The organism is Agromyces soli, assembly GCF_022811605.1.
GTDB lineage: Bacteria > Actinomycetota > Actinomycetes > Actinomycetales > Microbacteriaceae > Agromyces > Agromyces soli.
On sequence record NZ_CP094533.1, the window covers coordinates 734,480 to 758,545 of the forward strand.

General features: G+C 72.5%; 21 protein-coding genes. 9 read left to right on the top strand and 12 right to left on the bottom strand.

The genetic code is table 11. From position 1 onward, the window contains the following. Position 1: 1 nt before the first annotated feature. Both MTP13_RS03510 and MTP13_RS03515 read right to left on the bottom strand, forming a co-directional pair. Positions 2–925: a carbohydrate ABC transporter permease gene (locus MTP13_RS03510; RefSeq protein WP_229781666.1), complete on the bottom strand. Its 924-nt coding sequence runs from the start codon at positions 923–925 to the stop codon at positions 2–4. A 7-nt stretch (positions 926–932) separates the two neighbouring features. Beyond that, positions 933–2,210 (bottom strand): sugar ABC transporter substrate-binding protein, encoded by a 1,278-nt coding sequence (locus tag MTP13_RS03515; protein WP_243569679.1) that lies wholly within the window; start codon positions 2,208–2,210, stop codon positions 933–935. Between the two features lie 170 nt (positions 2,211–2,380). Between MTP13_RS03515 and MTP13_RS03520 the strand changes: the two genes are divergently transcribed. Next, positions 2,381–3,046: a TetR/AcrR family transcriptional regulator gene (locus MTP13_RS03520; protein ID WP_243569680.1), complete on the top strand. Its 666-nt coding sequence runs from the start codon at positions 2,381–2,383 to the stop codon at positions 3,044–3,046. 210 nt (positions 3,047–3,256) lie between these two features. Next, positions 3,257–4,786 carry a glucoamylase family protein gene (locus MTP13_RS03525; protein ID WP_243569681.1) on the top strand — a complete coding sequence of 510 codons (1,530 nt, stop codon included), beginning with the start codon at positions 3,257–3,259 and terminating at the stop codon, positions 4,784–4,786. A 75-nt stretch (positions 4,787–4,861) separates the two neighbouring features. On the opposite strand, the gene MTP13_RS03530 is transcribed toward MTP13_RS03525, so the two are convergent. Beyond that, on the bottom strand, positions 4,862–5,293 hold the full coding sequence (locus MTP13_RS03530) for a DUF1761 domain-containing protein (RefSeq protein WP_243569683.1): 432 nt from the start codon (positions 5,291–5,293) through the stop codon (positions 4,862–4,864). Positions 5,294–5,404: 111 nt separating this feature from the next. Here MTP13_RS03530 and MTP13_RS03535 point away from each other — a divergent pair, with 111 nt between their 5' ends. Next, positions 5,405–6,193 (top strand): hypothetical protein, encoded by a 789-nt coding sequence (locus tag MTP13_RS03535; RefSeq protein WP_243569684.1) that lies wholly within the window; start codon positions 5,405–5,407, stop codon positions 6,191–6,193. Between the two features lie 108 nt (positions 6,194–6,301). Here the strand turns inward: MTP13_RS03535 and MTP13_RS03540 are convergent, their stop codons facing one another. The 3 genes from MTP13_RS03540 to MTP13_RS03550 all read right to left on the bottom strand — a co-directional run bounded on the left by MTP13_RS03540 (position 6,302) and on the right by MTP13_RS03550 (position 10,235). Further along, positions 6,302–7,102: an LLM class F420-dependent oxidoreductase gene (locus MTP13_RS03540; RefSeq protein WP_243569685.1), complete on the bottom strand. Its 801-nt coding sequence runs from the start codon at positions 7,100–7,102 to the stop codon at positions 6,302–6,304. A gap of 95 nt (positions 7,103–7,197) precedes the next feature. Continuing rightward, positions 7,198–8,577, bottom strand: coding sequence for an APC family permease (locus MTP13_RS03545; RefSeq protein ID WP_243569686.1), 1,380 nt, complete (start codon positions 8,575–8,577; stop codon positions 7,198–7,200). Positions 8,578–8,603: 26 nt separating this feature from the next. After that, positions 8,604–10,235 (bottom strand): amidohydrolase, encoded by a 1,632-nt coding sequence (locus MTP13_RS03550; protein WP_243569687.1) that lies wholly within the window; start codon positions 10,233–10,235, stop codon positions 8,604–8,606. Positions 10,236–10,340: 105 nt separating this feature from the next. Between MTP13_RS03550 and MTP13_RS03555 the strand changes: the two genes are divergently transcribed. The 3 genes from MTP13_RS03555 (at position 10,341) to MTP13_RS03565 (ending at position 11,985) form a co-directional block, all read left to right on the top strand. Continuing rightward, positions 10,341–10,958: a TetR/AcrR family transcriptional regulator C-terminal domain-containing protein gene (locus MTP13_RS03555; protein ID WP_243569689.1), complete on the top strand. Its 618-nt coding sequence runs from the start codon at positions 10,341–10,343 to the stop codon at positions 10,956–10,958. Between the two features lie 200 nt (positions 10,959–11,158). Then, positions 11,159–11,596, top strand: coding sequence for an Lrp/AsnC family transcriptional regulator (locus MTP13_RS03560; RefSeq protein WP_243569691.1), 438 nt, complete (start codon positions 11,159–11,161; stop codon positions 11,594–11,596). Positions 11,597–11,607: 11 nt separating this feature from the next. After that, positions 11,608–11,985 (top strand): GntR family transcriptional regulator, encoded by a 378-nt coding sequence (locus MTP13_RS03565; RefSeq protein ID WP_243569693.1) that lies wholly within the window; start codon positions 11,608–11,610, stop codon positions 11,983–11,985. A gap of 18 nt (positions 11,986–12,003) precedes the next feature. Here the strand turns inward: MTP13_RS03565 and MTP13_RS03570 are convergent, their stop codons facing one another. Continuing rightward, on the bottom strand, positions 12,004–13,158 hold the full coding sequence (locus MTP13_RS03570) for an SLC13 family permease (RefSeq protein ID WP_243569695.1): 1,155 nt from the start codon (positions 13,156–13,158) through the stop codon (positions 12,004–12,006). A 59-nt stretch (positions 13,159–13,217) separates the two neighbouring features. Further along, entirely contained in the window at positions 13,218–14,411 is a 1,194-nt protein-coding gene (locus MTP13_RS03575) for a RimK family alpha-L-glutamate ligase (RefSeq protein ID WP_243569696.1), read from the bottom strand. A gap of 26 nt (positions 14,412–14,437) precedes the next feature. Here MTP13_RS03575 and MTP13_RS03580 point away from each other — a divergent pair, with 26 nt between their 5' ends. Beyond that, on the top strand, positions 14,438–14,917 hold the full coding sequence (locus MTP13_RS03580) for an ATP-dependent zinc protease family protein (protein ID WP_279399759.1): 480 nt from the start codon (positions 14,438–14,440) through the stop codon (positions 14,915–14,917). A 61-nt stretch (positions 14,918–14,978) separates the two neighbouring features. Here the strand turns inward: MTP13_RS03580 and MTP13_RS03585 are convergent, their stop codons facing one another. Next, positions 14,979–18,668 carry a proline dehydrogenase family protein gene (locus tag MTP13_RS03585; RefSeq protein WP_243570913.1) on the bottom strand — a complete coding sequence of 1,230 codons (3,690 nt, stop codon included), beginning with the start codon at positions 18,666–18,668 and terminating at the stop codon, positions 14,979–14,981. A 208-nt stretch (positions 18,669–18,876) separates the two neighbouring features. Here MTP13_RS03585 and MTP13_RS03590 point away from each other — a divergent pair, with 208 nt between their 5' ends. Next, the gene (locus MTP13_RS03590; RefSeq protein WP_243569698.1) at positions 18,877–19,791 is read left to right on the top strand and encodes a LysR substrate-binding domain-containing protein; all 915 of its coding nucleotides are present in this window, start codon (positions 18,877–18,879) and stop codon (positions 19,789–19,791) included. A 20-nt stretch (positions 19,792–19,811) separates the two neighbouring features. On the opposite strand, the gene MTP13_RS03595 is transcribed toward MTP13_RS03590, so the two are convergent. Continuing rightward, positions 19,812–20,594 carry an alpha/beta fold hydrolase gene (locus tag MTP13_RS03595; RefSeq protein WP_243569700.1) on the bottom strand — a complete coding sequence of 261 codons (783 nt, stop codon included), beginning with the start codon at positions 20,592–20,594 and terminating at the stop codon, positions 19,812–19,814. A 128-nt stretch (positions 20,595–20,722) separates the two neighbouring features. Here MTP13_RS03595 and MTP13_RS03600 point away from each other — a divergent pair, with 128 nt between their 5' ends. Further along, a complete protein-coding gene (locus tag MTP13_RS03600; protein ID WP_243569701.1) occupies positions 20,723–21,379 on the top strand; it encodes a TetR/AcrR family transcriptional regulator in 657 nt (218 codons plus the stop codon). On the opposite strand, the gene MTP13_RS03605 is transcribed toward MTP13_RS03600, so the two are convergent. Further along, positions 21,376–22,974 (bottom strand): hypothetical protein, encoded by a 1,599-nt coding sequence (locus MTP13_RS03605; RefSeq protein ID WP_243569702.1) that lies wholly within the window; start codon positions 22,972–22,974, stop codon positions 21,376–21,378. The genes MTP13_RS03600 and MTP13_RS03605 overlap by 4 nt on opposite strands. A 70-nt stretch (positions 22,975–23,044) precedes the next feature. After that, the gene (locus MTP13_RS03610; protein WP_243569703.1) at positions 23,045–24,025 is read right to left on the bottom strand and encodes a helix-turn-helix transcriptional regulator; all 981 of its coding nucleotides are present in this window, start codon (positions 24,023–24,025) and stop codon (positions 23,045–23,047) included. Positions 24,026–24,066: the final 41 nt, after the last annotated feature.

The following is a 24,066-nucleotide window of genomic DNA, read 5'->3' on the forward strand; positions in this document are numbered from 1 at the left end:
GTCAGTCCTTCCGTCCGAGGAAGCGGAACTGGATGAGCGAGAGCGCGACGATCGCGAGGAACAGCACGTAGCTCGCGGCCGAGGCGTAGGAGTAGTTGCCGAAGCCGAACTGCTGATACGTGTACATCGCGGTCGAGAGCGTCGAGTCGAGCGGGCCGCCGCGGGTCATCACGAAGGGCTCCTCGAAGAACTGCAGGAAGCCGATGCCGGTGATGACGGCGGCGAACAGCAGGGTCGGCCGCAGCGCGGGCAGCGTGATCGAGCCGAAGCGCTGCCAGGCGTTCGCGCCGTCGACCATGGCCGCCTCGTGGTGCTCCTTGGGCACGCCCTGCAGGCCGGCGAGGAAGATCACCATGAGCGTGCCGATGTTGCGCCAGACCGCCATCATGATGAGCGAGGGCAGCGCCCAGCTCGTCGACTGCAGCCAGTTCGGGCCCTCGATGCCGAACCAGCCGAGGAAGGCGTTCAGCAGGCCGTCGGGCTGCAGGATGAACCGCCAGACGATCGCGATCGCGACGATGCTCGTGACGACCGGCGCGTAGTACCCGACGCGGAACACCGTGCGGAACTTCGCGATCCCGGTGTTCAGCGCGAGTGCCACGGCGAGCGCGAGCGCCATCGTGACGGGCACCCCGACGAGCACGAAGATGCCGGTGTTCAGCAGCGAGCGCACGAAGCGCGGGTCCTCGAAGAGGCGCAGGTAGTTGTCGAGGCCGACGAGGTTCACGTTGAACGGGGTCTGCAGGTCGCGCGTGGTGAGGTCGGTGAAGCTCATCCCGAGCGAGGCCACGATCGGGCCCGCCATGAACACGAGGAAGAGCACGACGAACGGCGCGGCGAAGCCCCAGGCGACGAGCGTGGCGCGCCGGCTCCGGCGCCGCGCCGCACGGGCGCGGGCCGGGGCCGGCGTGGGCAGGGCGGTCACGACCGGATCACTGCCCCGTGCCGATGGACTCGGCCTGCTGCTGCACCGACGTCAGCGCGTCGTCGACGCTCGTCTCGCCGCGAGTGACCTTCTCGAGCTCCTGGTCGATGACGGCGGAGACCTGCGCCCAGGTCGGGATCGCGGGCGGGGCCTTCGAGTCGGTGAGCTGCTCGCCGAAGACGCTCAGGTAGGGGTCGTCGGCGAAGGTCGGGTCGTCCCAGGCGGCCTCGACGCTCGGCAGGTCGGTGGACACGTCGTACCAGGCGATCTGCGTCTCGGGCTGGCTCAGCCAGCGCACGAACTTCCACGCGGCATCCCGGTTGTCGCTGTCGTCGAAGACGGCGAGGTTGCCACCGCCGGTGAAGCTCGTGCGGCTGTCGGCGCCGGGCACCATCGCGACGGCGAACTGCTCGGCGAAGGCGTCGCCGCCCTGTTCGAGCAGGAGGCTCACGTGGAACGGGCCGCTGAAGAAGGAGCCGACCTCACCGGAGATGAACTTCTGCTCGATCTCGCCGCCCTCGAGGCGGACGGGCTCGGAGATGCCGTCCTCGAAGAAGCTCGCGTAGAACTCGAACGCCTCCTTCCACTCGGGGCTGTCGAGGGTGAAGGTCTCGCCGTCCTCGGCGAGGATGTCGCCGCCCTGCTGCCAGGCGAGCGGGGCGACGTACTGCCAGGAGTCGAAGCCGCCGGGCGGCAGCGAGACGCCGGAGGCCGCGCCCTGCTCCTGCAGGGCCTTGGCGAAGGCGTGGTACTCGTCCCACGTGGTGGGCGCCTCGACGCCGGCGGCCTCGGCCAGGTCGGTGCGGTAGTAGAGCACGCGGGTGTCGACGTACCAGGGCACGCCGTAGGCGGTGCCGTCGACGACGGTGGTGTCCCAGGAGCCGTCGAAGAAGCTGTCCTCGTCGACGAGGCCCTCGGGGGTGGGCTCGAAGGCGCCGGTCGCGGCGAACTCGCCGACCCAGGTCGTGCCGAGCATCGAGATGTCGGGGGTCTCGCCGCCGGCGATGGCGGTGGCGATGCGGTCGTGCGCGCTCTCCCAGGGCACGGCGGTGACGTCGATCGTGACGTCGGGGTTCTCCTCCTCGAACTTCGCGGCGAGCTCGCCGAGGACCTCGCCCTCGTTGCCCATCGCCCAGATCTCGACGGCGCCCTTCGCGGGCTGCTCGTCGATGGCGCCCTTGCTCGAGTCGCTGCCGTCGGCGGCGCCGTCGCTGCGGCCGCAGCCGGCGAGCACGGTCGCGCCGACCGCCATGACGGCGCCCGCGAGCAGGGCGCGGCGCGCCACCCGGTGTGATCTCCATCGATTCATCGTTCGGCCTCCATCGGTCGTGGTCCGCGCGGCACGGGGGTGTGCTCCGCCGAATCCGGTCGGGCGTGCTGCCGCGACCGGCCCACCATAACCCAAAAACCTTACATCCGATAGGTTTTAGCGTGAAGGTGCGATAGATTCGCTCCATGCACGACGACGAGACGCAGCGCGCACCCGCCGCAGGCGCGACCCCGGGGCATCCCGGCTCCCCCGCACGCCCGCGCGGCGCGCGCGGAAGCTACGCGAAGGGGCAGGCCAAGCGGCAGGAGATCGTCGACGCCGCCCTCGTCGTCTTCGGCCGCAGCGGGTACCACAGCGGCTCGCTCCGCGAGATCGCCAAGCGCGTGAATCTCACCCCCGCGGGCCTCATGCACCACTTCTCCGGCAAGGAGGAGCTCTTCACCGAAGTGCTCCGCCAGCGCGACGCGCACGTGCAGGCGGCCGCGGGCGACGTCTCCGAGTCGACGCTGCTCGAGCAGGTGCGCAAGGTCGTCGCCTACAACCAGACCACTCGCGGGCTCACCTCGCTCTACACGGTGATCTCGGCCGAGGCGACCGACAGCGAGCATCCCGCGCACGAGGAGTTCGCCCGCCGCTACGCCGAGTCGGAGGCCTCCTCGAGCCGGGTGCTCGCCGACGCGCAGCGCGACGGGCTGATCCGCGCCGACATCGACCCCACGAGCGCCGCCCGGCTCATCTCGGCCGTCATGGACGGCCTGCAGCAGCAGTGGCTGCTCGACGACTCGGTCGACATGACCGCCCTCTTCGACGAGTTCGTGCGCGGCTATCTGCTCGCCCCGCCCACCGTCTGACCCCGGCCCCGCCCGCCCGCCCGCCCGAGCCCACGAATTGCACGACGACCGCCGCGCCGCGCCGCCCAGCGCCGGCGCGCCGCGGCATCCATCGTGCAACTCGATCCGCGCGAGGCGCACCGGCCGCGCCATCCGTCTCAAATACCTTGCACTTGTTCGGTTTTAACGAGAGGCTGCCGTCGTCCCATCCGCACGAACGAAGGAGTTCCCATGCGAACGAGACTGCGCGCCCTGCTCGGCGGGGTGCTCGCGCTCGCACTGCTCGCACCAGCCACCGCCGCGAACGCCGGCGGGGGCCGCGGCGGCGAACGCGACACGCTGCTCCGCTACGCCGCCGACACCTGGACGTCCATGACGGCGATGACCGACGACGGCACCGGACTCGTCGCCGACCACATCGACGGCGAGCTGAGCACCCCGAGCGGGTACACGAGCCCGACGAACATCGGCGGCTCGCTCTGGTCCACCGTCGTCGCCCGCGACCTGAAGCTCGTCTCCCGCACAGAGGCGCGCGAGCGGATGGCCCGCACGCTCGACACCCTCGCCGCCATGGAGCGGCACGAGCCGAGCGGCATGTACTACAACTGGTACTCCCCCGCCGACGGCTCGAAGCTCACCAGCTGGCCGACGGACGGCAGCGCGGTGCATCCCTTCCTCTCGACCGTCGACAACGGCTGGCTCGCCGCCGCCCTGCGCGTCGTCGCCTCCGCGGAGCCGCGCCTCGCGAAGCAGGCCGACGCGCTCTACGCGAGCATGGACTTCGGCTGGTTCCACGACCTCGAGGCCACCCCCGAGGCGGGCATCAACCGCGGCGGCTTCTGGGTCGAGCCGCCGCCCGGCTGCTCGGTGCCCGGCAACTACGGCGACGACGGCCCCGACGTGTACTACACCTGCCACTGGTACGACACGACCGTGAGCGAGGCCCGCATCGCGACGTACCTCGGCATCGCGAACGGGCAGATCCCGGCGGAGTCGTACTACGGCACGTTCCGCACGATGCCCGAGCGCGGCTGCGACTACGCCTGGCAGGAGCAGAAGCCGACGGGCGAGTGGCGCGAGTACCTCGGCGTGCCCGTCTACGAGGGCGTGTACGAGTACCGCGGCATGAAGCTCGTGCCGGCCTGGGGCGGCAGCATGTTCGAGGCGCTCATGCCCGACCTGTTCGTCCCGGAGGCCGAGTGGGGCGAGGACTCCTGGGCGGTGAACCACCAGGCGACCGTGCGCGCGCAGATCGAGCACGGCATGGACGAGGCCGGCTACGGCTACTGGGGCTTCTCGCCCAGCTCGGACCCGTTCGGCGAGTACCGCGAGTACGGCGTCGAGGCGATCGGCATCAGCGCCGACGGCTACGCGAGCGACGTCGAGCGCACCAATGTGGACGCCGGCTACGAGGGATGCCGCGAGGCCACGAACCCCGCGCCGGACTTCGGCGACGGGGTGGTCACGCCGCACGCGGTGTTCCTCGCACTGCCGTACGCGAAGGACGAGGCGCTCGCCGACCTCGCCGGGCTGGAGCAGGAGCTCGGCGCCTACGGCCCCGGCGGCTTCTCCGACGCGGTCGCGGTCGGCAGCGGCACGGTCGCGGAGCGGTACCTGAGCCTCGACCAGTCGATGATCATGGCCGCGATCGGCAACGATCTGCAGCGGGACCGGCTGAAGGACTACTTCGTGGACCGCGAGTTCGAGCGCGCCGTGCGCCCGCTCGTCGAGGCCCTGGAGTTCGGCTCCGAGCTGCGCTGAGCAGCCCGCCCCAACACCCGAGTTGCCCGACTTTCATGAAAGTCGGGCAACTCGGTCTGCTGGCGGGCGCCGAGGCTAGACCGTGCCGGCGGGCGGCCAGACGCCGATGATGAGCGCCATCACGAGCACCGTCACGAGCTCGTGCGCGATGTTCATCGTGGTGAGCGCGGACGGCCGCCCCTCGAAGGCGTCGTGCGTGATGAAGCGCGCGGCCGTGAAGCCGGCCCAGAGCGCGCCCGCGGTCAGCAGCGCGCCGAGCAGGAAGTTGCCGCCGTAGAAGTGCCACGCGATCGCCGTCGCGCCCGCGAGCACCCACGCCGTGATGAAGCTCACGAGCACGGTCACGAGGATCGCGCCGACGGCGCTCGAGGCGGCCCCGTCGAGGTCGACCTTCGCGAGCTTCGCCCAGCGAGTGCCGAAGACCTTGGGCGTGTACCAGATCGAGCCGACGACCATGCTCGACAGCGTGGCGAGGATGACGGCCCAGTAGTTGATCTCAGGGGTCATGACGTCTCCTTCTCGAGCGCGGATGTTGTGCCGAGCGTAGCGCCGCCGCGCGCCCCGCCGTCGGATGCGGCAAGCTGAGGCCACCGGCGCGCGCCGGAGAACGGAGTCCGCATGCCGCAGCCCGACGACCCATCCGCAGCGAGCTCGCGGCGCGCGCGCCTCGAGCGCCTCGTCTACGGCGCGGACGCCAGCGAGGAGGAGCGCGCCGCGGCCGAGCGCGAGCTCGCCGCCCTCCGGCACGGCGACACGGGGGCGGATGCCTCGGCGGGATCGGATGCCCCGACGGCATCGGATGCCCCGACGGCATCGGATGGCCCGCCGGCATCGGATGCCCCGACGGACCCGGCAGCCGCCCCCGCGGGTTCCGTGCCCGCCCCGGCCCCGGTGCCCCGGCGCTGGTACCGCTCGCGCACCCTGCTCGTCGGGGCATCCGCCGCGGCCTTGGGGCTCCTGCTCGGCGGCCTCGCCGGCTGGCAACTCTCCCGCGCGGCGATCGCCGAGTCCGGGATCGGCATCCCGATCGCCGGCTCGGGGGCGGAGGCGATGCTCCAGCGCCCGGCGGACTTCGACGACCGCCCCTCGATCTTCGACGCGGAGTCCGGCATCGACCGCGACAGCCTGCGTCGGATCGCCGCCGCGGGCAGCAGCGACGGCTCCGCCGACACCGGAGTCGCCGCCTACGGCGCGCGCAGCACCGACGGCCGGGAGCTCTGCCTCGCCGTGATCTGGGACCGGATGGGCGGCGGCGGAGCCACCTGCACGAGCGGCGGCGAATTCCCGCCGAACGGGCTCACCATGCAGATGGGCACGAACGACCCGGCCGTCGAGAACGGGCTCCTCACGCTGCGCGCGACGTGGTTCGCCGACGGCACGGTGCAGATCGGCATCCCGCTGCTCTGACGCGGCGCGCCCGCCCTCACCTCCCCTGCCCGCATGACGTCAGTATCTGCGGGTGCGAATCCGCCACGACCCACGAAAAGTGACGTCATGCGGGCCGAGCGCCCCGGCTCAGGCGTTCTTGGCGTCGCGCCACTCGAGCCAGCGCCGCACCGGTGCGAGGTCGTAGTCGGGCCCCGAGACGCCGATGGTGAAGAGGCGCACGCCGGCATCGTAGAGCGCGTCGGCGTGCTCGACGTCGTGGCCCTTCCGGTCGAGCTCGTTCGACACGGTGATCGTCGAGACGTCGCGGCCGACCTCGTCTCCCCAGCGCTTCAGCACGTCGAGCTTGTGGCCGAGCTCGTCGGGCTGCACGAAGGAGTGCCAGATGTCGGCGTGCTCGGCGACGATGCGCAGCGTCTTGCGCTCGCCCTTGCCGCCGATCATCACCGGGATGTCGCGGGTCGGCGCCGGGTTCAGCTTCGCCCAGCGGGCGCGGATTCGCGGCAGCGCCTCGGCGAGCGCGGCGAGCCGGGTGCCCGGGGTGCCGAACTCGTAGCCGTACTCGTCGTAGTCGCGCTCGAACCATCCGGCGCCCGTGCCGAAGATGAAGCGGCCCGTGCCGCCCTTCGCCGAGACGTGGTCGAGCGTGCGCGCCATGTCGGCCTGCAGGTCGGCGTTGCGGTACGAGTTGCAGTTCACGAGCGTGCCGAACTCGATGCGCTCGGTCTGCTCCGCCCAGGCGCCGAGCATGCTCCAGCCCTCGAAGTGCAGCCCGTCGGGGTCGCCCGAGAGCGGGTAGAAGTGGTCCCAGTTGAAGACGACGTCGGCGCCGAGCTCCTCGACGCGCAGGACGGCGTCGCGGATGGCGGAGTACTCGGCGTGCTGCGGCTGGAGCTGCACGCCCAGGCGTGCGCGGGATTCGAGGGTCATCTCGTCAGCCTACGGTCTGCCCGGGCGTGCACGCCCGCCCCTCCGGGATTGCCCGACGTTCATGAACGTCGGGCAACCCCCGAGGGGCGAAGCGGCTACTCCTTCAGGTCGAGCATCGGCGTCGGCCGGCGGAAGCCGCGGGTCACGATCGCGAGGATGACGACGCCGAGCGCGAGCCACGACAGGCCGATGATGAAGGTGCGGCCCGAGAGGCTCGTCCACAGCCAGACCGTCAGCGCGAAGCCGATGAGCGGCAGCACGAGGTTGTTCAGCACGCCGAGGCCGGTGCGCTGCTTGCCGTCGAGGAAGTAGTGCTTCACGACCGAGAGGTTCACCACCGAGAACGCGATGAGCGCGCCGAAGCTGATCATCTCGCTGAGCAGCGTCAGGTCGAACACGAGCGCGAGCAGCGAGACGGCCGAGACGATGAGGATCGCGACGACCGGCGTGCCGAATCGCTTGTTCAGGTGGCCGAACACCCGGCGCGGCAGCACCCCGTCACGGCCCATGGCGAAGAGGATGCGCGCGACCGAGGCCTGCGAGGTCAGCGCCGATCCGGTGGCTCCGGCGACGTAGCCCGCGATGAACAGCGTCGACAGCCACTGCCCGCCCGCGGCGCCGACGACGTCGACGCCCGCGGCGTCCACCGAAGTGAAGTCGTTCGAGGGGAACACGAGTTGGGCTACGTAGGAGAGCAGCACGAACACGAGGCCCGCGCTGATCGTCGTGATCATGATCGCCCGGGGCACGGTGCGCTTCGAGTCCTTCGCCTCCTCGGCGAGCGTCGACACCGAGTCGAAGCCGAGGAAGGAGAGGCACAGGATGGCGGCGCCCGCGAACAGCGCCCCGAAGCCGTCGACCGTGCCGTCGCCCTGGAACGGCAGCAGCGGGTCGACGCCGTTGCCGGCCGCGGTCGAGTAGCCGAGGGCGACGAACACGACGATGAAGATCGTCTGCACGGCGATGATGACGAAGTTCGCCCGGTTCACCGAGACGATGCCGACGACGTTCAGGATCGTCACGAGCGCGATCGCGGCGACCACGAAGACCCAGGCGGGGATGCCGGGGAACGACGCCGAGAGGTAGATGCCGAGCACCAGGTAGTTGATCATCGGCAGGAACAGGTAATCGAGCAGCAGCGCCCAGCCGGAGAGGAAGCCGACCGCGCCGCCGAAGCTCCGCTGCGTGTACACGTACGCCGATCCCGCATACGGGTAGGCGACCGACATTCTCGCGTAGGAGCGCGCCGTGAAGACCATCGCGACGAGCGTGATCAGGTAGGCGACGGGCACCCGGCCGCCGGTGACCTGCGTGACGATGCCGTAGGTCGTGAACACGGTGAGCGGCACCATGTAGACGAGCCCGAAGAGCACGAGCGAAGGCACGCCGAGCACGCGCTTGAAGCGGCCCTCCGTGACTTGCGCGGTGGCGGTGGTCGCCGAGATCAGCGGATCGTGGGGCGAAGCCTGGGACATGGCCGGGTTTCCTTTCGTGGGCGGCGCTACGCTGCGCCGCGGTATCGGGGGCTTCCTGCGAGGTAGGTGGAGCGGATGGCGAGGGCGGGCAGCTCGGCGGGGGCGAGCTGCCGCGGGTCGGCGTCGAGCACGACGAAGTCGGCGCTCGCGCCGGGATCGATGCGCCCCCACGGGGCGGCGGCGCGGTCGGCGAAGCCCTGGTGGGCCACGGAGGCCGAGTAGGCGTCGAAGGCGATCGCCGGGTCGAGGATCTCGGCGGGAGTCCAGCCGCCGGCGGGCACCCCGTCGGCGGTCTGCCGAGACACGGCGATCGCGAGGCCGTCGAGCGGGGCGCCGGAGCTCACCGGCCAGTCGGAGCCGAAGGACAGCGCCGCGCCGGATGCCTCGAGCGAGGCCATGCGGTACTGGCGGTCGGCGCGCTCCTGGCCGAGCCGGGGCACGGTGAGGACGGTCATCAGCCCGTCGAGCTGCGCCCACAGCGGCTGCATGCACGCGATCACGCCGAGCTCGGCGAAGCGGTCGAGGTCGGCGTCGTCGACGAGCTGGGCGTGGGCGATGACGGGGCGGCGGTCGCGCGGGCCGTTCGCGGCGATGGCGCCCTCGATCGCGTCGAGCGCCTGGCGCACGGCGGCGTCGCCGATGGCGTGGATGTGCACCTGGAAGCCGGCGGCGTCGACCGCGCGCACGGCCTCGGCGAGCGAGTCGCCCTCCCAGACCGACATGCCGTGCTTGTGCAGCGCGGAGCAGTACGGCTCGAGCAGCGCCCCGGTCTCGGACTCGATGACGCCGTCGGCGAAGAACTTCACGGTGTGCGCGGTGAGCATGGGCGAGCCGAGCGCCTGCACCCGCTCGCGCGAGTCGAGCATGGCCGGCAGCTGCGCGGGGAACCGCCGCGGGTCGGCGTACAGGGCGAGGTTGAAGCGCACGGGCAGGATGCCGCGCTCCGCCGCCTCGAGGTAGCTGTCGACATCGCCGGGTTCGACCCAGGCATCCTGCACCCAGGTGACCCCGCGCGCGAGGTAGTACTCGCCGGCCCGCACGAGCGCGCGCATGCGCTGCTCGGCCGGCCGCACGGGGGCGGCGTCGAAGACGAGGTCGACGGCGCCCCACTCGCGGAGGGTGCCGAGCGGGCTGCCGTCGGGGCGGCGGCAGATCTCGCCGAGCACCGGCTCGGGCGTCGACGCGTCGATGCCGGCGAGCTCGAGCGCCCGGGAGTTCACCCACACGGTGTGGTAGTCGTAGGCGCGCAGCACGACCGGACGGTCGGGCACCGCGGCGTCGAGCCAGCGGGCGTCGAAGAGGCCCTCCTCGACGAGGCTCGGGTCGTAGGAGGCACCGAAGATCCACTCCTCGTCGGGGTGCGCCGCGGCGTACTCGCCGACGGCGGCGACGATGTCGTCGACGGAGGTGCGGCCGCGCACGGCGGGGCCCTCCGCCTCGAGCCCGCCGAAGAGCGGATGGGCGTGCCCGTCGCCGAATGAGGGCATCAGAAATCCGCCGTCGAGCTCGACGTGCTCGAGCTCGACGGCGCTCTCGGCCGCGGCGTCGGCCGCGTCGTCGAGCGCGACGATCACCCCGCCTTCGACGAGCAGGGAGTGCGCCGTGGGCTCGCCCGCGCCGCGCCAGATCGTTCCGCCGGAGAAGTGGATCGCCGTCATGCACCGTTGCTTTCACTCGAACGAACAGCGTTCATACGAACACTGTTCGTGTGGGTGTTGAGAGGCTACACTCTCGGCAGGGCTGACGGAAGGGGGGATGCCGCGATGGCCACCGTCAACCGCGAGCAGCTCGTCGTCGCCGCCCTCGCGATCGTCGACGAGCAGGGCAGCGAGGCGCTCACCATGCGCTCCCTCGCGGCCCGCGTGCACCGGCAGGTCTCCTCGCTCTACAACCACGTCGGCAGCCGCGACGAGCTGATCGAGCTCGTGCGCGCGCACATCGTGGTGGGCATCGACACGAGCCCCTTCGCCGACGAGCCCTGGGACGTCGCGCTCGAGGCGTGGGCCCGCTCCTACCTGCGGGTCTTCGCGGCGCACCCCAACCTCATCCGCATCCTTGCGACGACCCCCATCCGGGACGTCTCGACGTTCGAGATCTACGACGTGGTGATCGGCGCCCTGATCGAGGCCGGCTGGCCGATGCACGACGCTGTCGCCGTGATGCGCACCGTCGAGGCGCACGTGCTCGGCTCCGCGCTCGACCTCGTGGCGCCGAGCGACATGCTCGACCAGTCCTCGGTGCCGGCCGAGCTCGCCCGTGTGCACGCCGCGCTCGACCCCGAGTACGAGGAGTCGACGAGCGCCGCCGCCGCGTTCGAGCTCGGCATCCGCGCCCTCCTCGACGGCCTCCGCGCCCGCCGCGCCACGGTCGCCCCCACCTGACCTCCCCCATCTTCCCGACGTGCCCGACGTTCATGAACGTCGGGCACGTCGGTTCGGTCGCATGAGGGTTGCCCGACGTTCATGAAAGTCGGGCAACCCCGGGGTGGTGCACCCCGTTTGCGAACGATTCCGCAACGACCCGCAGGATTCGCGCGCGACCGCACGACGGTGCGCAAGAGTCCCGCGTACACTCGCGTTCCATGGACAACCTGGACCGAGCGATCCTCGATCTTCTGCGGCAGAACGCCCGTGCCGGCTACGGCGACATCGGCTCCTCCGTGGGCCTCTCCGCCTCCGCCGTGAAGCGTCGCGTCGACAAGCTCGTCGCCGAGGGCGTCATCCGCTCGTTCACGATCCAGGTCGACCCGACCGTCGACGGCATGTCCACCGAGGCCTACGTCGAGCTGTTCTGCCGCGGCACCGTCGCCCCCGACGAGCTGAAGCGCATCCTTCAGGAGGTGCCCGAGGTCGTCTACGCCGGCACCGTGACCGGCTCCGCCGACGCGATCGTGCAGATCCGCGCGCGCGACATCGCCTCCCTCGAGGACGCCCTCGAACGAGTGCGCATCGCCCCCAACGTCGACCACACCCGCAGCGCGATCGTGCTCTCGCGCCTCGTGAACCGGGTGCGGGACTGAGCGGGCCTCCGATGTCGAAGCCCGGCGCCGCCCTGTCGCTCACGATCGACCCGTCCGCGGCCGCCGCGCCGTTCGAGCAGCTGCGCGCCGCCGTCGTCGAGGCCGTGCAGTCCGGGCGGCTCGCCGCCGGCGACCGGCTGCCGACCGTGCGCGCCCTCGCCGAGCAGCTGGGGCTCGCCGCGAACACCGTGGCGAAGGCCTACCGCGCGCTCGAAGCGGACGGCGTGATCGAGACCCGGGGTCGCAACGGCACCGTCGTCGCCGAGCACGGCGACCCCGCCCGGCGGGCGTTGCAGCACGCCGCGGCCGAGTATGCCGCGCTCGCGCGCCGCGTGGGCGTCGACGCCGTCGCGGCGCGCGAGATCGTGGACGCCGCCCTGCACGACTGAGCCGGGCGCGGGCCGCGCTCAGCCCGCCGCGAGCGCCAGCGCGAGCGTCGCCCCGGCGACCGTCAGCGGCGCGACCAGCAGCCCGAGCGCGACGTAACGCCACCACGAGATCTCGACGCCCATCGCCACGAGCCGCTGATGCCAGAGCAGCGTCGCGAGCGACGCCCACGGCGTGACGATCGCGCCCGCGTTCACTCCGATCAGGAGGGCCGCGGTGCGCAGCGGCGACGCCGCGAACGGCTCGAGCGCGAGGAACGCGGGCAGGTTGTCGATCGCGTTCGCCGAGAGGGCGGATGCCCCGGCGAGGCGCAGCAGTTCGAGCGGCCCCTCCCCCGTCCCCGCGAGCTCGCCCAGCACGGCGGTCGCGCCGAGCTCGTGCGCCGCCTGCATCGCGAGGAACAGCCCGCACACGAACACGAGCAGCGACCATGGCACGAGCCCCGGCCGCAGCACCCGGCGCCGCCGCACGGCGTAGACCGCGACGAGCACGAGCGCCGCCCCGCACGCCGGCAGCCATACCGGGAGTCCCGAGACGAGCAGCGGCACGAGCGCGGCGAGCACGCCGACGGCGGTCCAGAACAGCGGGCGGTCCTCGATCGGGGCGGGCTCGTCGGGGGCGAAGCGGGCCGCGAGCTCCCGCCGCCGGAGCAGCAGCACGATGACGACCGGCACGAGCACGGCGACGAGCGCGGGCGCTGCCATGAGCGCCGCGAACTCGAGCGGGTGCAGCGCGAGCCGCTCGGCCGCGAGCAGGTTCGTCAGGTTCGAGACGGGCAGCAGCAGCGAGGCCGTGTTCGCGAGCCACACCGTCGTCAGGGCGAACGGGATCGGCGGCAGCCGCACGTGCGCCGCGAGCGACACCACGACGGGCGTGAGCAGCACGGCCGTCGTGTCGAGCGAGAGGAAGACGGTCGAGGCGGTCGCCAGCACCACGACGAGCAGCCACAGCAGGATGGCCCGACCACCCGCCATCCGCGCCAGCCGTTCGGCGAGCGCCCGGAAGACCCCGGCCTCCGCCGCGAGCTCGGCGACGACCGTCATCGCGACGACGAAGCCGAGGATCGGCGCGGAGCGCTCCGCGAGCGCGGCGACGGCGTCGAGCGGCAGCACGCCGGTCGCCACCGCGACGAGGCCGAGCGCGGTGAGCACGGCTCCGACGATCGCGATGCGCACCAGGCGAGGGTAGTCGATCCGAGGCCGCGGGAGCGCCCAGGCGCCGCCGCGCTGCGCGGCTACTCGCTCGTCGGCATCGCCTGCTTCGGGAGCTTCCGCACCTTCGCGCGGCGGCGACGGCGCTCCGGGATCATCGAGCGCATCTCCTCGAGCTTGCCGAAGCAGAGCAGCCGGTCTCCCGACTCGAGCAGCACGCCCTTGCGCGGGTTCGGGATGACGTTCGCACCGCGGTGCAGGGTGAGCACCGTGATGTCGCGCTCCCAGAGGCCGGACTCGCCGAGCGTCTTGCCGACCAGGTCGGCGTTCGTGTGCACGAGCAGCTCGGCGACGCCGTAGCCGGTCGACACGGTGAGCCGCTGGCGCACGTCGATCTCGGGGAACGCCACCTGGTTCGCGATGTAGTCGATGATCGCGCCCGCGACGTCGAGGTTCGTCGCGGCTTCGATGCCCTGCAGGCCCGGCGAGGAGTTGACCTCCATGACGAGCGGCCCGTGCTCGCCCTCGAGCATGTCGACGCCGGCGACCTTGAGCCCCATGATCTGCGCCGAGCGCACCGCCGCCTGCTCGTACTCGGGAGTGAGCTCGACGGGTTCGACGGTGCCGCCGCGATGCACGTTCGAGCGGAACTCGTCGCCGTTCGCGACGCGGCGCATGGCCGCGACGACGCGGTCGCCGACGACGAGGGCGCGGATGTCCCGGCCGCGGCTCTCGGCGATGAACTTCTGGATGAGCACGTTCTGCTTCGTCGAGTGCAGCGTCTCGATGATCGCCTCGGCGACCTTCACCTGCGGGGCGAGGATGACGCCGATGCCCTGCGTGCCCTCGAGCAGCTTGATGACGACGGGCGCCCCGCCGACGCGCTCGATCGCCGGGCGCACGTCGGCGCGGTTGCGCACGAAGGCGGTCGGCGGCAGCGCGATGTTGTGCCGGGACAGGATCTGGTTCGCGCGCAGCTTGTCGCGGGCGTTCGAGATGCCGTTCGCGGTGTTCGGCGTGTACACGTCCATCTGCTCGAACTGGCGCACCACGGCGGTGCCGAAGTACGTGATCGAGTTGCCGATGCGCGGCAGGATCGCGTCGTAGTCGCTCAGCTGCCGGCCGCGGAACTGCAGGTCGGGCTCGGGCCCCGCGAGGTCGATCGCGAAGCGCAGCGTATTCAGGACCTTCACCTGATGACCGCGCTGCTGGGCTGCGGCCCGGAGGCGCTGGGTCGAATACGCGTGCGGCGCGCGCGAGAGGATCGCGAGTTTCATGCTGGGTGCCCTGCCAAGATGGACGAGTGAATTCGAGTTCCCATTCAAGCACCATCGCCGGATGGCGCGAATGGGCGAGCCTCCCCGGGCTCGGGGTGGCCTGGATCAAGGTGAAGCTCGACACCGGCGCCCGCAGCTCCGCGCTGCACGCCTTCGATCTCGAGGAGTTCGAGCGCGACGGCGAGCCCTGGGTGCGCTTCGGCGTGCGCCCCTGGCAGGGCTCCGACGAGGACGACGTCCGGGTCGAGCTGCCGGTGCACGACCGGCGTCTCGTGCGCAGCTCCTCCGGCCACACCGCCGAACGCATCGTCGTGCTGCTCGACGTCGTGCTGCTCGGCCGCACGGTGACCGCCGAGGTCACGCTCACGAACCGCGACGAGATGGGGTTCCGTATGCTCGTCGGCCGCGAGGCGCTGCGGCAGGGTTTCGTCGTCGACTCCGGCCGCTCCTTCGTCGGCGGCCGTGCGCCGAAGCACACCCGCCGCCGCAACCGCGGCCGCGACTGACCCCTGCTTCAGGGTTGCCCGACTTTCATGGAAGTCGGGCAACCCTTTCGCGCGGCAGCGCCTAGATCACGCCCTGGGACAGGGTCGTCGGGTTGCCGAAGCGGTGGTTCGTGATCGAGATCGCCTGCTCGTGCAGGAACGGCAGCAGTTCCACCCGGCCCGAGGGCGTCACGGGATGCGCCCACACCGCGACGTCCGGGGCGCCGCCGAGCGCCTGCGCGAGCGCCGAGGCATCCCCGCCGACGAGCCGCACCCGGCTCGCGCCGAGCGCCTTCGCGCCGCGCTTCGCCAGGCGGGCGAGCCAGGCGGCGTCGTCCTCGCGGGTGATCCGCACCTCGCGGGCGGCGAGCACGGTGCGCACGCCCTTCGGCAGCTCGAGCGCGGTCGACACCTCGAAGCGCGACTTCGAGAGCAGGCCGGCGATGATGACCCGGAGGCCCTCGGCGAGCTCGGCGTCGTCGGAGATGCGCACCGTGACGGGCAGCGGTCGGTAGCGGAACACGTTCCGCTCGACGCCGAGCTGCGAGGCGTCGCGGGCGATGCCGTACTCCTCGGCCCACGCGACGGCGTCGCTCAGCGCGGAGCGGCGCAGCACGTCAAACGACTCGTAGTCGAGGGCGGACTGGGATGCCTCGATGACCTCCGTGATGCGCTTGTCGAGGCCGCGCAGGTGCAGCGTCGAGGACTGGCGGCCGTGCTCGGCCTCCCAGCTGCCGAGCCCGAACAGGTAGTTCGGTCCGCCGGCCTTGGCGCCGGCGCCGACGGCGGACCGCTTCCAGCCGCCGAAGGGCTGGCGCTGCACGATCGCGCCGGTGATGCCTCGGTTCACGTAGAGGTTGCCGGCCTCGACCTGGTCGAACCAGCTCGCGAGCTCCTCCGAGTCGAGCGAATGCAGTCCAGCGGTGAGGCCGTAGTCGACGGCGTTCTGGAAGCGGATGGCCTCGTCAAGGTCCTTGGCGTGCATGATGCCGAGCACCGGGCCGAAGAACTCCGTGAGGTGGAAGTACGAACCCGGCTGCACCCCCGTCTTGATGCCCGGCGACCAGAGCTTCCCGCTGTCGTCGAGCTGCTTCGGCTCGACGAGCCACTCCTCGCCGATGCCGAGCTGGGTGAGGGCGTGCAGCAGCTTGCCCTGCGCCGGCTCGATGATCGGCCCGATCTGCGTGCGGGCATCGGCCGGGTAGCCCACCCGCATCGAGCGGGCGGCGTCGACGAGCTGACGGCGGAAGCGCTCCGACTTCGCGACCGAGCCGACGAGGATGACGAGCGAGGCCGCCGAGCACTTCTGCCCGGCGTGACCGAAGGCGCTCTTCACGACGTCGGACGCGGCCAGGTCGAGGTCGGCCGAGGGCGTGACGATGATCGCGTTCTTGCCGCTCGTCTCGGCGAGCAGCGGCAGGTCGGCGCGGAACGAGCGGAAGAGCTCGGCCGTCTCGTACGCGCCGGTCAGGATGACCCGGTCGACGTTCGGGCTCGAGACGAGCTGCGTGCCGAGCTCGCGCTCGCCGACGTCGACGAGGGCGAGCAGCTCCTTCGGGATGCCGGCCTCCCACAGCGCCTCGACCATGACCGCGCCGGAGCGCTGGGCGAGCCTCGCCGGCTTGATCACGACGCCGGAGCCCGCGGCGAGCGCGGCGAGCACGCCGCCGGCGGGGATGGCGACCGGGAAGTTCCACGGCGGGGTGACCACGGTGAGCTTCGAGGGCACGAAGACGGCGCCCTGCACGTGGTCGAGCTCGCGGGCCCGCTCGGCGTAGTAGTGGGCGAAGTCGATCGCCTCGCTGATCTCGGGGTCGGCCTCGGCGATGGTCTTGCCCGCCTCGGCGGCCATGACCTCGATGAGCCGGTCGCGGTTCGCGGCGAGCGCGAGGCCGGCCCGGTGCAGCACGGCGGCCCGCTCGGCGCCGGACTTGCGGCCCCACCCCTCGCCTGCCGCGGCGACGCCCGCCATGAGCTCGGTGAGCGCGTCGGCGTCGTCGACGCGCGCGGCGCGAATCGTGTCGAGGCCGAGCTCGGAGTCGGGGACCCGCTCGAGGATGCGCCGGCCCCACTCGCGGTTGGCGGCGAGCGCGGGGTCGGTGTCGGGCTCGTTGCGGAAGCCGGGCGTCAGCCCCGGGCCCTGGCCCGCTGAGCCCGCCTGGTCCGCTGAGCCCGTCGAATGATTCGCTGAGCCCGTCGAATGGTTCGCTGAGCCCGTCGAAGCGAAGCCCGCCGAAGCACCGCCGCTCGACCCCCGGCTGATCCCCAGCACGACGTTGGTGAGCCCCTCGTCGGCGTGCTCGCTGCCCGGCGCGGGGGCGTCGAGGCGGGCGAAGGCGGCGTCGAGCGCCCCGCCCTCCCACTCGGTGCGGCGGTTCTGGGTGCGGTTGGGTTCGGGCGCCGCTGCGACGACGGGCTCGAGCGCGGCGAGGGAGCGCTCGTAGCGGGCGCGCTCGCGGTCGAACAGCCCGCGGTCGTCGGCGAGCTCGAAGACGGCCGACATGAAGTTGTCCTGGCTGGCGTTCTCCTCGAGCCGGCGGATCAGATACGCGATCGCGACGTCGAACTCGGCGGGGTTCACGACCGGCGTGTAGAGCAGCAGCTGGCCGACATCGCCGCGGACGGCCTCGGCCTGACCGGTCGCCATGCCGAGCAGCATCTCGAACTCGACCCCCGCCTCGACGCCGCGGGCCTTGGCGGTGAGCCAGGCGTGCGCGACGTCGAACAGGTTGTGCCCGGCGACGCCGAGCCGGACGGCGTCGATCCGCTCGGGGGTCATCGACCAGTCGAGCACCCGCTTGTAGTTGGTGTCGGAGTCCTGCTTCGTCGAGTAGGTGGCGACGGGCCAGTCGTGGATCGCGGCATCCACCTGCTCCATGGCGAGGTTCGCGCCCTTGACGACGCGCACCTTGATCGGGGCGCCGCCATCGGCGCGCCGGGTCTTCGCCCAGGCCTGCAGCTCCTGCATGGCGCGGAGCGCATCGGGCAGGTAGGTCTGCAGCACGATGCCGGCCTCGAGCTGCTGCAGCTGCGGCTGGTCGAGGAGCGCCGTGAAGACCGCGATGGTGAGGTCGAGGTCGCGGTACTCCTCCATGTCGAGGTTGATGAACTTCGGCGCGCCCCCGGCGCTGCGCTGGGCGGCGAGCTCGTAGAGCGGGGTGAGCTTGTCGACGACCTTCGCGACGGCCTCGTCGAAGGACCACATGGAGAGCTGGCTGACGACGGAGGACACCTTGATCGAGACGTAGTCGACGTCGTCGCGGGCGAGGAACTCGTAGGTGCCGGAGAGCCGGCGGTCGGCCTCCTGCTCGCCGAGCACGGCCTCGCCGAGGAGGTTCAGGTTGAGCCGGTTGCCGCCCTCCCGGAGCTTCGCGATGGCGGGGCCGAGCTTCGCCGGGGTGGCGTCGAGCACGAGGTGGCCGACCATGGCGCGGAGCACGCGGCGGGCGATCGGGATGACGACCCAGGGCAGCATCGGGGCGAAGGCGCCGCCGACCCGGATGGCCGCCTTCAGGTACCAGGGCAGGAACTTCGGCGTGAGCTTCGCGACCTGCTCGAGGTTGCGGCCGGCGACGCCGAGGTCCTCCGGGCGCATGACGCCGTCGACGAAGCCGACGGTGAAAGCGAGGCCGTTCGGGTCCTTCAGCACGCCCGCGAGCCGCTCGGCGGCGGGGTCGACGGGGTGCTCCGCGCTCTCGGCGAGCCAGCGGCGAACGAGGGAGACGACGTCGTCGGTGCGCGGGCTGCCGGTGGCTGCGCTGAGGTTCGTCATGGTCACGACAGTACTGTCCTTCACTGGAAGCGGGGCCGGGGGAAACGCCGGGCGTCGACTCAAGTGTGCGGCCGCGCGTTCATTCGGTACAGCGAATGATTCCGATGGATACTGTTCATGATTTCCGAATGGTTGAGTTCGCGTTCACGACTTGCCCGACTTTCATGAAAGTCGGGCAAGTCGAGAGAGAAGAAGGAGGGATGCCGCGATGCTCGACGTGCGCCGCCTGCGCCTGCTCGTGGAGCTGAGCCGCCGCGGCACCCTCGCCGCCGTCGCCGAGGCGCTCTCCTACAGCCCGTCCTCGGTCTCGCAGCAGCTCGCCCTGCTCGAACGCGAGGCCGGCGTGCCGCTGCTCGTGCAGGCGGGCCGCCGGGTGCAGCTCACCCCGCAAGCGCTCGTGCTCGTCCAGCACGGGATCGCGGTGCTCGACCAGCTCGAGGAGGCGGAGGCCGAGGTCGCCCGCTCCCTCACCGCCGTCGGCGGCACGGTGCGCGTCGCGGTGTTCCAATCGGCCGCGCACGCCGTCGTGCCGCAGGCGCTGACGATCCTCGCGGCGGAGCACCCCGGGCTGAGGGTCGAGGTCACCGAGCGCGAGCCCGAGGCGGGGCTGTTCGAGGTCGCAGCCCGCGACTTCGACCTCGTCGTCGCCGAGCAGTACCCGGGGCACACCCGGGCGCACCGCCCGGAGCTCGACCGGGTCGCGCTCGTCGCCGACCCCATCCGGCTCGCCCTGCCCGGCGGCGCCGCCCCCGAGGTCGCGACGCTGGCGGACGCGGCATCCCTGCCCTGGGTCCTGGAGCCGGCCGGCACCGCCTCGCGCGAGTGGGCGGTGCAGCTCTGCCGCGAGGCCGGCTTCGAACCCGACGTGCGCTTCGAGACGGCGGACCTCATCGCGCACATCCGGCTCATCCGGGCCGGCCACGCCGCGGGGCTGCTGCCCGATCTCGTCTGGGCGGGCGAGCCGCCGAGCGTCCGCCTCGCGGAGCTGCCCGGCCGCCCGCAGCGCGAGGTGTTCACGGCGACCCGGCACGCGGCGGCGACCCGTCCGGCGGTCGTCGCGTGCCGCGAAGCGCTCGCCCGGGCGGCTCGCGCCGCCGCGCCCGCGCCGCGCCACGCCGGCTGAGCCGCGAGGCGCGGCCCGGTTCAGCGCCGCGCGTCGAGCACGCGGGCGAGCCGCTCGGCCATCGCCTCGGGCTCCCAGCTGTGCCAGGCCCCGGCGACGCGCTCGGACGCCCCGGCCGGCGCCGCGGCCGCGAGCTCGTCGGCCGCCTCGAGCATGCCGGGGAACGTCTCGGTGCCGACCACGGCGAGCACGGGCGCGGTGACGCGGCCGAGGTGCGCCGGGAGCCCGTCGGCCTCGATCGACGCGAGCGCCTCGCCGTCGGGGATCCAGCTCAGTACGAGCTCCGGGTAGTCGGGCGAGCGGCGCAGCTCCTCCAGCCACTCGGGCGGCATGCCGACCATGTACGCGGCGACGGCGTCTTCGAGGCGGTCGTCGGCGACGGCCCGCTCGACCGCCGCCCACCACGCGGGCGCACCGCTCTCGAACTGTCCGACCGGCGCTTCCCAGAGCACGAGACCGGCGAGCCTGGGCACCCGGGGTGCAGCCCGGAGCGCGATGGCGCACCCCGAGGAGTGGCCGACGAGCACGACGGGGGCGCCCGCGGCCTCGGCGAGCTCGGCGATCGCCTCGAGCTCGCGCTCCAGCGCGATCGGGCCGGATGCCGCGGAGTCGCCGCGCCCGACGCGGTCGTGCACGATCGCCTGGTGCCCGCGCTCGGCGAGCAGGCGCCCGGTCTCGGCGGTCACGGGGTCGTCGGCGCGGGTGGGGCCCGCGCCCTGGATGAAGAGCACGGCGGGCCTGCCGGCCTCGCCGTATCGGTCGAAGGCGACGCGGTCGCCGCTCGCGGTGGTGATGGTATCCATCGAGGCATCCCCATTTCTAGACTGCTCAGTCTTGATTCTCACCAGAATATAGACCCATGAGTATGATGTCTGCAAGGCCCGGCGGATGCCGTGCCGACCGCCAGTCGATCCGATCGGAGGAGACGCGGATGCGTCCGAGCTCGCTGCAGAAGCGCGAGGCCGCCCTGCGCGCGGCCGAACGACAGTTCCTCGCCACCGGCTACGAGTCCGTCACGATGGACTCGATCGCCGCCGAGTGCGGCATCGCGAAGCAGACCCTCTACAGCCATTTCGGCAGCAAGCGCGCCCTCTTCCTGGAGCTCGTGACGGCCGAGACGGTCGGCACGCGGCGTACGGTGCTCTCGCCGCCGCCACGCGTCGACCCGCACGACGAGCCGCGCTCGGCACTCCGCGAGCTGCTCGTCGGCCAGCTCGCCGCAGTGCTGACGCCGAACATCGTCGGGCTCCGACGGCTCGTCATCGGTGAGCTGCCCCGTTCCCCCGAGCTCGCCGAAGCCCTCTACGAGCACGGCCCCAAGCGCGCCATCGCGACGCTCACGGGCATCGTCCGCGAACTGCAGTCCGCCGGGGTGCTGCGCGCCGCCGACCCCGAGCGCGCCGCCGCGCAGCTGAACTGGATGGTCATGGGCGAGCCGCTGAACCGAGCCATGATGCTCGGCGACGCCGCACTGCCCGACCGCGCCGAGATCGAGGCGCAGGTCGACCTCGCGCTCGAGCTCTTCTTCGACGGGCTCGCACCCCGCCCGGCCGCCCCGAGCGCCGCCGGGCACCCGGCCCACGCCTAGCGCCCGAGCAGGCTCCGCGCGAGCGTTGCGGCGAGGGGCTCGAGCTGCGCGATCATCGCACGATCGGCCTCACCGTCGGCCCCGTCCTCGCGCTCGGGTCGCACGACGAGCTTCACCTCGAGATACCCCGCTTCATCAGGCGAGCCGAGGGCGATGCGCGCCGTGCGCCGGTACTCGCTCGTCCCGCCTTCGATCTCGCCGAGCTCGGCGCGGTGCCCGCCCAGTTCGACCGCCTCGCCGCGGGCGGCGGATGGGCGGTCGGCCAGCGCATCGGTCGACGCGCGCAGCTGAAGCACCAGCGAATGACCCGGCTCGACCAGCTCGCAGACGAACGGCGCGTCCTCGCGGACCGTATCCTGACGCGCGACCAGCGGGGCGCGGAACTGGCCCATCACCGTCGACACCGGGCCCTGCGCCGCCGCGCAGAGGGCGTCAGGGTCGGCCTCGCCGCGGGCGAGCACCTCCGTCGGAGTGCTCGGCACCGTCACGCCCTCGCGCACCGGCGCGCACTCCCGGGCGACGGCGTCGAGCGCGTCGGCGCAGCCGCCGAATGCGGCGGTGTCCTGCTCGTCGCCCTTCGCGTAGAGCAGCCGTTCGGGGCCGGGCTCGGCCGGTTCCTGCACCGCCAGCAGCGGCACGAGCTCGGTCGCCAGCCGCTCGGCGTCCTCGCAGCGATCGACGACGAGGTCGGCGCGCAGCACGAGGCCGGCCTGCCGCGGATCGCTCGCCGGACGCGCGTCCCAGGACAGCGTGCACCCGCCGTGCCCGCCGGGCTGCACGAGGGCGGGGACGCCGGCGATCGTCACCACCTCGAGCTCCGCTCGGGCGCCGGCCCTGGCCCACTCCGCGAACGGGACGAAGGTGTCGAGGGTGAACCCGACGGCCGGGCCGGTGAGCGACTCGGCATCCGAGGCATCCGAGGCATCCGAGGCATCCCAGAGTCCGCAGCTCGCGAGCGAGTCGAAGCGGCCGGCGAGCGGCCGGGGCTCCGCCCCCGCGGGGGCGGCGGGCGTGCCCGCGACGGCGGCGAGCGCATCGCAGGCGAGGAGGCCGTCCTCCCCCGCTCTCGCGAGCGAGCGCGGGTCGCTGCGCAGGGCGACGGCGGCGCGGCTCGCGGAGGACTCGGCGAGCGTGCAGTCGTCGCCGGGCTCGCGAAGCTGGCGGAAGCGGATGGCGTGGCCGAAGTCGACCGGGAGCAGCACGCTGCATCCCTCGACCGCGTCGCGCTGCCGGTACGCGGTGATCGCGCCGACGGGCGATCCGCCGACGCTCGTACGATCGGACCAGAACCTCGCGTCGGCGTCGAAGTCGACCAGCAGCTCGACCCGGGCGATGCCCGGCAGCTCGCAGTCGAAGAGCCCGCCGCTCGGCGTGCCCGTGACGCCGGCGAGTGCCGCCTCGTCCGGATCGATGGCGAGCAGCGCGCAGGGGTCGAGCGCGGCGAGCGAGCGGCGCACCTCCTCGCTCGGCCGGTCCTCGTTCAGCCGCGGGGCCTCCCGCTCGACCGGCGGCCGCGGCGAGAGCCCGGGCGCGCAGCCGGCGAGCAGGGCGACGACGGCGAGCGCGCTCAACAGGGCGACGGTGCGGCGTGACATGGGACCTCGTTTCCCGGCGATGGTATCCCACGGTGGCACAGTGCGCGGCGCCTGGGCAACCACGGAAGCGCTATCTCGCCGCGTCGGCGAACCGTGCCGCCTGCACCGCGAGGAACGCCCGCAGCTCCTCGCCCTCGATGCGGTACTCGGCGCCGAGCGGCAGCCACATCAGCCCCATCGCGAGTCCCTCGACCGAGTCCGCCTCGATCGGCCAGGCGCAGTGCCCGGCATCCACCGCCTCGAGCTCGCGCCCCCACCACCCCAGGTGCGCGGCGAGCTCGGCGAGCGGCATCGCGACGACCACACGCGCCCTGACCGAGCTCCGCCGGTACCTGGTCGCCCGCTCGACCCGCTCCCGGGCCTCCTCGTCGCCGATCGGCCGCGGCTCGAAGCGCACGCGGGTCTGGAAGACGTGGTCGACCCGGTCGACGCGGAAGGTGCGCCAGTCGTCGCGGTCCCGATCCCAGGCGAGCAGGTACCAGCGCCGGGCGATTGGCACGAGGCGGTACGGTTCGACGCTCCGCGCCGACTCGCCGCCGGTCGCGTCGGTGTAGCGGAAGCGCAGCCGCTCGGCGTCGCGGCAGGCGAGCGCGAGCAGGCCCAGGAGTTCCGGGTCGACGGCGGGCACCGGTCGCCCGTCGCGCCCGCCGAGGGGCGGCGCGCCGGCGGCGGCGTGCGACTGCAGCGCCTCGATCCGGCGGCGGAGCGGCGGCGGCAGCACCTGCTCGATCTTGGCGAGGGCGCTGAGCGTGGTGTGCTCCGCGCCGCGGAGGCCGGCGGTCGCCTGGGAGCGCAGGCCGACCGCGATCGCGACGCCCTCGTCGTCGCTGAGCAGCAGCGGCGGCAGGCCGGTGCCCGCCTCCAGCCGATACCCGCCGGCGACGCCGCGGAGCGACTCGACGCCGTAGCCGAGCTCGCGCAGCCGTTCGACGTCGCGGCGCAGCGTGCGCTCGCTGACGCCGAGGCGGTCGACGAGTTCGTGCGCGGTCCAGTGCCGGTGGCTCTGCAGCAGCGAGAGCAGTTCGAGCGTTCGCGAGGTCGTGGCGGCCATGCGCCGATTCTCCTCCGATACCGGACAGGAACTGACCGGAT